Consider the following 10,764-nt stretch of genomic DNA (forward strand, 5'->3'; position numbering starts at 1 on the left):
AAACTTGGAGTTAAACATGACGATCAAGACACTTATGACCACCGCCGCACTCGCAGTTGCATTGCCAATCACGGCCATCGCCGACAGTGCAGAAAACAAGGCGTTCGTTCTCGAAGCGCTGGAAAACACGATTCTTGCAGGCGATGTCGAAGCTGTCGACAAGTATTTCGCAACGGATATCATCCAGCACAACGAGATGTTCGCCAACGGGATCGAAGCACAGAAAGGCGTTGTCGCCTTCCTGTCCGGCAACGGCGACTTTAGCGCCGAATATATCCGTGTGATCGCCGATGATGACATGGTCGCCGTGCATGCCCGCTACGAAGGGTTTGGCCCCGATTCGGTCATCGGTTTCGACGTCTTTCGCGTCGAGAATGGCAAGATCGCCGAACATTGGGACAACCTGATTACCGAGCAGCCGTTGAACCCGTCAGGCCGCAGCCAGATCGACGGCGCGACCGAGATTACCGACCTCGACCGGACTGCCGCCAACAAAGACTTTGTCGAGGATTTCCTCACCCGCGTCTTAATCAATCACGAACAGGTCGACTTCGCCCAATACATCAACCCAGCCAACTACGCGCAGCACAACCCGATGGTCGCCGATGGCATTGATGGCTTTGGTGCCTTTATGGCCCAGATGGCTGAACAAGGCATCAGCATGGACTACACCGAAGTCCATGAGGTGATCGGTGAGGGCAACTTTGTTCTGACACTGTCCGAAGGCACGCTGGGTGCGGATGCCACCGCATTCTACGACATCTTCCGCGTCGAAGACGGGCTGATCGTCGAACATTGGGACGTCATCGCGCCCATGCCAGCGGCAGACGCGCCGCACAACGAAGCTGGTAAATTCTAATTCAAACGTCGCGACGGCCTGCCCGCGGTGCACCAAATAGGAGCAAAAAATGAACCGCAGAACACTTCTGACAACATCGCTCGGCGCATCGCTGGCGATCATCCTTGGAACACAAGTAGGAGCACAGACCATGGACGAACAAACACAAGCCTCTTTCGACACAGTCATGGCCTTTATGGGCGCGATGGGGTCCGGCGATATGGACGCGATGGGCGCCCTGATGGCAGACGATATGGTCTGGCACAATGAAGGCGACGAAAGCCTGCCGTGGATCGGCGAGACCCGCGGCAAAGAGAATATCTTCGCCTTCCTCGGCGTCTTTTCCGAAAATCTGCAGACGACCAAATGGGAAAACACCGACGCCTTTGCATCGGGCGATACCGTTGCAGTTTTCGGCGTGATGAACGGCATCACAACGCATTCAGGCAAGGAAACAGGTGACTTCTCCTTCGCCCTGCGCGCCAAGGTCCATGACGGGCAGGTCGTCCTGTGGCACTGGTTTGAAGACAGTTTCGCAATCAGCCAAGCCTACCACGGTTGATATCCAACTCACCAGAATGGCCTGAGTGTCGGGCCATTCAAACCTCGACCGATAGGAGAGACTTATGATCTATGCCGTAACAGCCGTTTCCGGACAATTGGGTCGGGAAATTGCCCTTAAACTCATCGACCAATTTGGCACCAATAACGTCATCGGTCTGGCCCGCACGCCCGCCCATGTCGAAGGGTTGGGAATCGAGGTTCGCCCCGGTGACTACGATAAACCTGACGATTTGCGCACATCGATAGACGGTATCGACGCACTGGTCCTCGTGTCCGGCATGGCCCCGCCCGAAGACCGCATTCAGCAACATCGCAACGTGATTGAGGCAGCCAAGGCCGCAGGCGTGCGCAAGATTGTCTACACCAGCATTCAGGGCCCAGACGAAGACACCGCATTCTCGCCAGTTGTTGAAAGCAATCGCCAGACCGAGGCGGACGTTCGCAACAGTGGGCTTGAGTGGGCGATCGGGCGCAACGGCATCTATATTGAACCGGATGTAGAATACATCGACAGCTACCGCGCCAAAGGCGAGATCTCCAACAGCGCAGGCGACGGCAAATGCGGCTACACCACGCGGTCGGAATTGGCTTATGCCTACGCCGCATTGGTGGCGCAGGACGGGTTGAACGGACAGACAGCCAACCTGAACGGCACGCCCATCACACAGCAACAGCTGGCCGGATACCTGAACACTGCCTTCGGCACTGACCTCACCTATCGCGCAATGACATCGGCAGATTTCGTTGCGGACCGTACAGCAGAGCTTGGCGACTTCATCGGCCCCATCATCGGCGGCATTTACGATGGCATCAGAAAAGGCAACTACAACAGCGCCGGCGATTTCGAGGCCGTGACGGGCCGCCCACACCAAAGCTGGGATGATTATTTCTCAACTTTCGCGAAATAGCTTCGACGTAAGCGCAGCGGCGCTTCGTATAACTCTCGACCTTACGGAGACACCCCATGTCCACACTTAAATCCATATGGGATTATCCCTACACGTTCTGGGCGCTGCTCAGCCTTCCTGCTATTCCGATGATCATCGGGCTGACCTCAGGCGATCCCGACGCGGTGGAAAATGTCCTGCACCCGTCCGGCGAATTCGCGGCACGGTTCATGATCATCACCATGATGATCACGCCGCTGATGATGCTGTTTCGTAATTCAAGCTGGCCGCGCTGGATGATGAAACGCCGCCGTCACCTCGGCGTGGCCGCGTTCTTTTACGCGCTGGCCCATACGGTGTTCTACCTCTTCGACGAAGGGGCGGTGGCCTTCACCGGAGGCGAAATCTCGAAACTTTATATCTGGACGGGCTGGCTGGCCTTCCTGATCTTCGTGCCGCTGGCCATAACATCAACAGACGAATGGGTGCGCAAACTTGGCCGCAACTGGAAAACGCTTCAGAAATTCGTTTACGCCGCCGCTGTGCTGACCCTCGTCCACTGGGCCGCGCTGCATGAGTGGGGTGGTGTCGGGCCGGCCTTAGTGCATTTCATGCCGCTCGTGCTTTTGGAAATCTACCGGATCTGGTCGACCCAGTCGCGCCGTCGTCAGCGGGCGGCGGCGTAAGAAGACTCCGTAAGCCGAACCCTAATCGGCAGGTCGTGCCGTCGCCGTCGGCCTTACGACAGCTTTGGCCTTTCCGCTGCTTCCACGGTTCTTCAGATATAGGCTCGCAAGGGAAACCGTCCATTTCCGACCGGATGCCCACACATAGCCAAAGCGCTATCGCTTCTTCCTGGGCCTGCAGCGATCCGCCGCTCTGGGGTGTCGCACTGCGATATTCGCGCTCCTCAGCGGATGGTTATTTGGACCATAATCTCAGGATCATATTTGCTAATTTCTCAAAAGCAGACCTTGGCTGCGGTGCAGAAAACCCGTTCTATGGGCTCGCAGGAGACATTCTCCGCATTGCAGCGCGATTTTAGGTGTTCGACGGCGGCTATGCGGACCTTTCGGCCGTTCATAGTCCAGCTCACAGTGACCGCTTATCAGTCCTAAGCTGTCGTTCAGGATTGCTCAAATTGAGCTTTTGCACGGAACCGCCCGCCGAGCGACATAGGCATCGTGATGATGACAAGGCACCCGACAACCAAGACCACGCCAATCCATCCGAGGTTCGGCAAGCGCTCTCCGACGATGAGGACAGCCAGAACCGCCGCAACGACAGGCTCCAGCAGCGTGATGACGGTTGCCATGCTCGCCTGCACGCGCGCCAGACCAAATCCAAAGCTAAGGTAGCCAAGGAACATGGGCACGGCTGCCATGTAGATCCCTACGGCTGCGTTTGTCCAAGATGCAAGAAACGGCCCTCCCGTCGCGATCAGCACCGGCATCAGCAGCAGACCGCCAAGGCCAAACGTGGCCCCCATCGCAACTGACGACCTCGTGCCTCGCAGCATCATTTTCCGCGCGCTCCAGGAATAGAGGGCATAGGTTAGTCCGCCAGTCAGCCCCAGAAGCACACCCAAAGGCACGGAGTCGCCACCAACCACTTCGCCGTGGGAGAGATTTTCTGCAACGCAGATCAGCACCATGCCGACCAGCCCGACAAGCGCCCCGACGGACCACCGTAAAGTCAGATTTCTTCGGTCCAGCAGATATTCGATAAGCGCCGAGAGCAGTGGAGCAGACCCGATCGTAATGACGGTTCCGACAGTCACGCCAGCCAGTCGCATCGCGCCATAGAAAGTCAGAGGATAAATCGCAACCGAAAGCGCGCCAATCACCAGAAGCCGACGCTGATCCCAAAGGGCAGTTCGAGATCGCGCGATGCCGCGTGCGGCCACTAACGCTTGTGCGATGCCACCGACCCCCATTGCGGCAGCACCAATCGCGGCAGCACTGACATCGGGCGCAAATGTTGCCGCCGTTCCGGTCGTGCCCCAGACAATAGCCGAGAAAAGGATTGCGACCACGCCCCAAGCTTGTCCCTGCATCATTTCAAAGCGCCTTCAACAAGTCGTCGACCATCGCCCTTGCCATAATCACCCGCACGCTGCTGCCCTCCAGTCCCGCCCGTGCCATCGAACCTTCCAGCAGAAAGGCAATCTGCGCCGCCAAAGCCACCACGCGATCGGGTTTCTCGGGCAACAGTTCCGAGAGATGCTGCGCAAGAATGCTTTCGACTTGTTCTTTGTGTCGCCTGACAGCGGCCCGCCCAACATCGCCGACCTCAAGTTCAGCCGCCGCGTTCAACAAACCGCATCCGCGAAACCCCCGCTCATACGCAAATTCAGCGTGATCCTGATAGGCATCGAACACCGCAAGGATACGCTGACTGGGCTCCTTTGCCGTCGCCACACGGTTATCATAGAGCGCCAACCATTCTGCATGCCGTGCTTCAAGATACTGGTTCACCAGATCGGCCTTGGAGGCAAAGTTGTTGTAGAGGCTCTTTTTCGCCACGCCTGCGCGTTCCACAATGGCATCAATGCCGGTTCCGCTGATGCCGTGGTTGTAGAACAGGATCATGGCCGCTTGCATGAGGCGATCATGTGCAGATCCTTTTGGTGTCTTTCTTGGCAGGGTCATGTCGAATCTCCTGATTGTAGGTATATCGGTATACATACAAACGAGAAGCCGCAAGGGGCAAAGCAATGCTGGCGACCGTTTTCGAAGTTCCGCTTAGCGGCCATTGGCCGCGACTGCAGCATCCGGAAGAATGGGCTCGGAGCGGACTTGCGGCACTGCGGCGCCATGAAGGGTCGCCTTGGGACCACGGCCGACACTGACGGCCCGAAGTTGCCATTCACGGCAGGCATTTTGAATGAACGGTGCCAGCCCTTTTCGGGTGCCAGCCGAACTCCGACATTCGTGCGCATCGCAGCACATACACGACTATGAGCGTTCTATATAGAAACAAAGCTTCGTTTGCCGGCTGTTCAATATTGCTTGGAACATAATTAGAGGCCTACCGAGGCTTTTCTCTTCAAAGCTTGGCGCTCCGAAGCCTGAGCGCATTCGCGATCACCGACACGGAACTGAAACTCATCGCCAAGGCTGCAATCACGGGCGAGAGTAACACGCCGAAGACCGGATAGAGGATCCCCGCCGCAACCGGCACGCCCGCCGTGTTGTAGGCAAAGGCAAAAAACAGGTTCTGCCGGATGTTGAGCATCACGGCTTCGGCCAGGCGGCGGGCTCTGAGAATGCCCATCAGATCGCCTTTCACTAGCGTGAGCCCCGCACTTTCCACTGCGACATCTGCGCCGGTGCCCATGGCAATACCGACATCGGCGGCCGCCAGCGCAGGGGCATCGTTGACGCCATCCCCGGCCATCGCAATTCGCGCGCCTGCTTTGCGTAACTCTTCGACCAGCGCGGCTTTGTCTTCGGGCGACACCTCTGCGCGTACCTCGTCGATGCCGAGCTGTTTTGCCACGGCCTCGGCCGTGCGTTTGCTGTCGCCCGTGGCCATGACGACCCGAAGTCCTTCCGCGTGCAAGGCCTTGATCGCCTCGGGCGTCGTCTCCTTGATCCGGTCAGCCACGGCGAGGATGCCGACGACCGCGCCGTCTTTGGCGAGATACATGGCGGTTTTGCCCTCGGATTGCAGGCGTTCCAGATCTTCGCTCAGGGTGCCCGGCTCTGCACCTTGGTCCTTCATAAGCGCCGCATTCCCCAAAGCGACTTGCACGCCTTCGATGGTTGCAATCACACCCTTACCTGTGATCGCTTCAAAGCCGGTCGCATCACGGTTGGGAGCCTCTTTTGTGCCGTCGAGGATGGCCTCGGCAAGAGGGTGTTCCGAGCCACGCTCAAGGGCGGCGGCGTAGGATTTCAGGTCCTCTTCCGAAATGTCTTTCGCGATGACATCGGTGAGCGACGGTTTGCCTTCCGTCAGTGTGCCGGTTTTGTCCACGATCAGCGTGTCGACCTTGGCAAAGCGTTCCAGCGCCTCGGCATCGCGGATCAACACACCCGTCTGCGCGCCGCGCCCCGTGCCGACCATGATCGACATCGGCGTTGCAAGACCAAGCGCACAAGGACACGCGATGATCAGGACAGAGACTGCCGCGACCGTTGCATAGCCCAGAGCCGGGCTTGGCTCGACAAAGAGCCAGACAAGGAAGGCGACAATGGAAGTCACCACGACAGCGGGTACGAAATATAGCGACACACGGTCCGCGAGGCCCTGAATGGGCGCACGTGAGCGTTGAGCTTGTGCGACCATGGCTACGATGCGCGACAGGGTTGTTTCGGATCCGACGGCCTGCGCCTCCATCACGAAAGAGCCGGATTTATTCAGCGTGCCACCAGTCACTGCATCGCCCTGCGATTTCTCCACCGGGACCGGCTCGCCGGTGATCATGCTTTCGTCAACGGAGGAGCGCCCGCCGACAATCGCACCATCGACCGGAACGCTTTCCCCCGGACGCACGCGGAGCCGATCACCGTTTTGCACCTCATCAAGCGGCACGTCTTTCTCGCCGTCTTTCGTGACAAGCCGCGCGGTTTTCGGCGCCAGATCCATCAACGCCCGGATCGCATCCCCGGTCCGTTCGCGCGCGGTCAGCTCCATCAGTTGACCAATCAGGACCAGCACGAGAATGACCGCTGAGGCTTCGAAATAGACGGGCGGCAAACCATGGTCATTCAACATTTCCGAGGGGAAAACCGACGGGGCCAAAAGCCCCACGAGCGAAAACAGATAGGCCGAGAGCGTGCCAAGTGCGATCAGCGTCCACATATTAGGAGAGACATTCACCACGGATTTCCAACCCCGGATGAAGAATGGCCGCGCAAACCACAGAACCGGCGTGGCGAGTGCGAACTGAAGCCAGAGAAACGGCTTATGCCCGACCCACTCGGCAAAGGGCAAGCCAACATGGCTGCCCATCTCCAAGACGAAGACGGCGGCGGCGAGCGGTGCCATGATCCAGAAGCGGCGTTTGAAATCGACAAACTCCGGATTCGGCCCACTATCCGCAGAAGGCGTCATCGGCTCCAAGGCCATGCCGCATTTCGGGCAGTCTCCGGGATGGTCCTCGATGATCTCCGGGTGCATCGGGCAGGTATATTTAGTCCCCTCCGGCATGGCTTTTGCCTTAGGGCGGGCGCCAAGATAATGCTCCGGGCTTTTCTCGAATTTCTCCTGACAGCTCGCGGAGCAGAAGTAGAACCGCTCCCCATCGAGCTTGGACATATGCGCCGCGCTGGCGCGGTCCACCGACATGCCACAGACTGGATCGGTCGCTTTGATATAGGCCTCGGGCTTAGCCACGAATGTCTCGCGGCACCCTTCGGAGCAGAAGTGATAGGTATGGCCGTCGTGATCCACCTGCGGCTTTCCGACCGAGGGATCGACGGTCATGCCACAGACAGGATCGCGGATTACATCAGATGCTGTATGGTGTTGGTCGTGCGTATGATGGTCGTGCGCTGTCATGGTTCACTCCTGATCGTTCTGGATTTTGACCTCGCCTTTTCAGATAGGACCTCCAGTAACTGGAGGGTCAAGTGGGCGTTTCCGGTTTTTCCGAGCACCTCAGACGCCGAAAAATACCGAGCTCATGAGACAGATCTGGAGCAAAGAGGTGTGATTTCAAATTCTCGAGACGTCCGCCTCTTGCAGCGCCCAAAAATCCAAGGGTCACATCGATGTGACTTTACCCTCCAGTTGGTGGAGGGTTTATAAAAAGAACAAAGGAGATTGTGATGAACATCGGACATGCTTCAACCGAAACCGGTTTGCCCGTCAAAACGATCCGCTATTACGAAGACATCGGCCTTGTGTCTCCGGATCGGGCCGCGAATGGCTATCGTGATTTCGACGCACCCCAGATCGCACAGTTGCGATTGCTGGCACAGGCGCGGTTGATGGGGTTTTCTCTTGAAGAGTGCCGCACATTGCTTGCTCTGGAGGCGGACCCAACCCGGCATAGTCGCGATGTGCGGGACCTGGCTCAGCAGAACCTTGTCTCGGTTCGCGAGAAAATCGCCAATCTTAAAGCTTTGGAGGCGCGCCTCACTGATCTGGTTTCGAAATGTCATGGCAATGAGGCCCCCGATTGCGCGATCCTTGATGAGCTAAGTGCGTCCGCTTCAGCCTCCCGTTGCCCCCGAGCCTGCCGCGCGCCATTATCGGCAGCCAAAGCCACAACCAAAGTTTCGGAGAACCTGTTTGTTCCGCCTCGTCACCATATTACTTATTGGGTTTCTGACCCTCTTCTCTGCGCCTCGCGCAGGGATGACGCATGGGACAACTGGGGCTGAGGTGTTGGGAGCGATACAAACGGCTGAGAACGCCGCGCATCATCATGAAATGTGCCCCGACTGTGCCAATAGGACCTCAGGTTCGGCGTCTTTGGATATTCCTTGTCCCCATGGCGCGATCTGTATGCTGTTCACACCGGAGTTGAGCCTTGAACACGAAGTGATGCGTGAGCTCCAACCGCTCGGGTTCCCGCCCTTGCCTGCCGCCAAGATCATAGCGCGCGCACCGTCCCTCGATCTTCCGCCTCCCCGTATCGGGTTCACTTTCACCTGAACTCATTCTTTTTGACGCGCCTTTGCGTCTTGATCCGATACGGAAACATCATGAACAAATTGATCCTGCCCTTAGCCGGTGCCGCCATCGTGGCGCTTGCGGCCTATGTCTTCTTCAAACCTGAACCCACACCCGCGACTACGCCGCTCGCCTCATCCTCGCGTCCAGCCCAAGGCGATTCGATTGTCGCCGTCGCGCTACCTGACACTCTCTCTGCAAATGCGCAGATCGGCAAACGCGCCTTCGACAGCGTCTGCGCGGCCTGCCATGGTGAGAACGCTGCGGGCAAGGAAGGGTTCGGACCACCCTTGGTCCATAAAATCTATGAGCCCTCACACCATGGCGACTTGTCCTTTCTGATGGCTGCACAGCGCGGGGTGCAGGCCCATCACTGGCGATTTGGCAACATGCCTCCGCAAGAGGGCGTCACACAGGGCGATGTCAAAGCGATCATCTCCTATGTTCGCGAGTTGCAGCGCGCCAACGGGATCAACTGACATGACCTTTGCTAAGATGAATCATGGTTAAGGTTTCATGCCGCTTGATTCATCTGTGTTGCCTCAAAGTATGCGTCGTCTGGCGTCCGTTTATCAAGCGCCGCGTGCGGTCGCTCGGCGTTGTAGAATTCGAGCCATTCGCCGATGACGCGTTTGGCTTGTTACCCGTCATGCAATTCGTGCAGATAGACGGCCTCCTGCTTAAGTGATCGCCACAGCCTTTTGATGAAGATATTATCGAGATAGCGACCTCGGCCATCCATGGAGATTTTAATCTTGGCATCGATGAGGGTGGTGATCCAGGCCGTCCCGGTGAACTGCGGTCCTTGATCGGTATTCATTATCTCGGATTTGCCATATTTGGCGATGGCCTCGTTTAATGCCTCGACACATAAGCTGGCGTCCACTCGACCATTGTCCTCGGACCAATGGCGGACAAAGTCTCGTTGTTTGATAGCCGCCATGCCAGCACTTTGCGCGTGGCCCAGTCCATGATCGCCACCAGATAGAGGAACCCGCGTCGCACCGGAATATATGTGATATCGCAGCACCAAACGTGGTTTGGGCGCGTGATAGGCAGTTTCCGCAGCAGGTATTGGCTTATGCATAATGGCTACGCACAGGCAGAAGGAGTCGCCAATCTGGACAAGGTTCCGCCGATCGGCTGCCTCGTCTCGATTGGCTATCCGAAATTTAAAGGTGGGGTCGGTGGATATGCCAGATATGTGGCGATCTGCCCTGCAGATTGGGAGTTTGGAATTTCGGTTTCCGCGGCCGACGCCCCCTGCCGAAAAGCGATAAGCTTTTACACTGGGACGAAGAAAAGGGTATGCGCGTGCGCTGAAGACACCAAAGTCTAATATTGGGGCCGTTCTACGAGAACGGCCCGCAACGGACATTCAGGCTCGCTGCAGAGAAGGTCCGTTGCCGAACGCGAACCTTCCAGTCAGTCACCTTTATTGCCCGCGACGACTTTTTCGAACACGGTCAGTGTAACCTGAGAAACATGATGCTCTATACCTTCGGCATCCAATTCCGCGATGTCTTTGGGAACCCCCATTTTGATCAGGAATTCGACAACTGTCCTGTCCCGTGCGCGAACACGAGTTGCCAAGGCCGTCCCTTCTTCGGTCAGGAATATACCCCTATACGGACGTGATGTGGCGAGACCTTCGCGCTTCAGCCGTGCAACGGATTTCGTCGCGGTAGGCTGCGACACCCCCATCCGTTTGGCGATGTCAGCTACGCGGGCTTCTCCTAATTCCTCGATAAGATCGCCGATCATCTCGGCATAGTCCTCAAGCAAGGCCGCAGACTGAGCTTCTCTGGCGCGGGCAAAACGGTTCGCAGGCTTGGTTTCATCGAGAAA

General features: G+C 57.4%; 11 protein-coding genes and 1 pseudogene. 7 read left to right on the top strand and 5 right to left on the bottom strand.

The window, feature by feature from the left end; genetic code table 11:
- Window positions 1-16: 16 nt before the first annotated feature.
- The 4 genes from KO492_RS17025 (at window position 17) to KO492_RS17040 (ending at window position 2,975) form a co-directional block, all read left to right on the top strand.
- Window positions 17-859, top strand: a complete 843-nt coding sequence (locus KO492_RS17025; RefSeq protein ID WP_216046072.1) for a nuclear transport factor 2 family protein — start codon at window positions 17-19, stop codon at window positions 857-859.
- A gap of 49 nt (window positions 860-908) precedes the next feature.
- Complete coding sequence (locus KO492_RS17030; RefSeq protein ID WP_252735598.1) at window positions 909-1,400, top strand: nuclear transport factor 2 family protein; 492 nt, start codon at window positions 909-911, stop codon at window positions 1,398-1,400.
- Window positions 1,401-1,464: 64 nt separating this feature from the next.
- Complete coding sequence (locus KO492_RS17035; RefSeq protein ID WP_216046073.1) at window positions 1,465-2,310, top strand: NAD(P)H-binding protein; 846 nt, start codon at window positions 1,465-1,467, stop codon at window positions 2,308-2,310.
- A 56-nt stretch (window positions 2,311-2,366) separates the two neighbouring features.
- A complete protein-coding gene (locus KO492_RS17040) occupies window positions 2,367-2,975 on the top strand; it encodes a sulfite oxidase heme-binding subunit YedZ (RefSeq protein WP_216046074.1) in 609 nt (202 codons plus the stop codon).
- 440 nt (window positions 2,976-3,415) lie between these two features.
- On the opposite strand, the gene KO492_RS17045 is transcribed toward KO492_RS17040, so the two are convergent.
- The 3 genes from KO492_RS17045 to KO492_RS17055 form a co-directional block, all read right to left on the bottom strand.
- Window positions 3,416-4,348 carry a DMT family transporter gene (locus KO492_RS17045; protein ID WP_216046075.1) on the bottom strand — a complete coding sequence of 311 codons (933 nt, stop codon included), beginning with the start codon at window positions 4,346-4,348 and terminating at the stop codon, window positions 3,416-3,418.
- Between the two features lies 1 nt (window position 4,349).
- On the bottom strand, window positions 4,350-4,940 hold the full coding sequence (locus KO492_RS17050) for a TetR/AcrR family transcriptional regulator (RefSeq protein ID WP_216046076.1): 591 nt from the start codon (window positions 4,938-4,940) through the stop codon (window positions 4,350-4,352).
- Between the two features lie 397 nt (window positions 4,941-5,337).
- Window positions 5,338-7,797 carry a heavy metal translocating P-type ATPase gene (locus tag KO492_RS17055; RefSeq protein WP_216046077.1) on the bottom strand — a complete coding sequence of 820 codons (2,460 nt, stop codon included), beginning with the start codon at window positions 7,795-7,797 and terminating at the stop codon, window positions 5,338-5,340.
- A gap of 269 nt (window positions 7,798-8,066) precedes the next feature.
- On the opposite strand from KO492_RS17055, the gene KO492_RS17060 reads away from it, so the two are divergent.
- From KO492_RS17060 to KO492_RS17070, 3 genes are all read left to right on the top strand, one after another.
- The gene (locus tag KO492_RS17060; protein ID WP_216046078.1) at window positions 8,067-8,624 is read left to right on the top strand and encodes a MerR family transcriptional regulator; all 558 of its coding nucleotides are present in this window, start codon (window positions 8,067-8,069) and stop codon (window positions 8,622-8,624) included.
- Between the two features lie 124 nt (window positions 8,625-8,748).
- Window positions 8,749-8,898 carry a hypothetical protein gene (locus KO492_RS17065; protein ID WP_216046079.1) on the top strand — a complete coding sequence of 50 codons (150 nt, stop codon included), beginning with the start codon at window positions 8,749-8,751 and terminating at the stop codon, window positions 8,896-8,898.
- Between the two features lie 50 nt (window positions 8,899-8,948).
- The gene (locus KO492_RS17070) at window positions 8,949-9,395 is read left to right on the top strand and encodes a c-type cytochrome (RefSeq protein ID WP_216046080.1); all 447 of its coding nucleotides are present in this window, start codon (window positions 8,949-8,951) and stop codon (window positions 9,393-9,395) included.
- Window positions 9,396-9,430: 35 nt separating this feature from the next.
- Here the strand turns inward: KO492_RS17070 and KO492_RS18740 are convergent.
- Together KO492_RS18740 and mntR are read right to left on the bottom strand one after the other, a co-directional pair.
- Window positions 9,431-9,990, bottom strand: a pseudogene (locus KO492_RS18740) (transposase); the annotation flags it as partial.
- A 351-nt stretch (window positions 9,991-10,341) separates the two neighbouring features.
- The coding region (mntR, locus tag KO492_RS17085) for a manganese-binding transcriptional regulator MntR (RefSeq protein WP_216046082.1) at window positions 10,342-10,764 on the bottom strand (423 nt) is incomplete at its 5' end.

The organism is Celeribacter halophilus (genome assembly GCF_018860305.1).
In the GTDB taxonomy this organism is placed as follows: domain Bacteria; phylum Pseudomonadota; class Alphaproteobacteria; order Rhodobacterales; family Rhodobacteraceae; genus Celeribacter; species Celeribacter halophilus_A.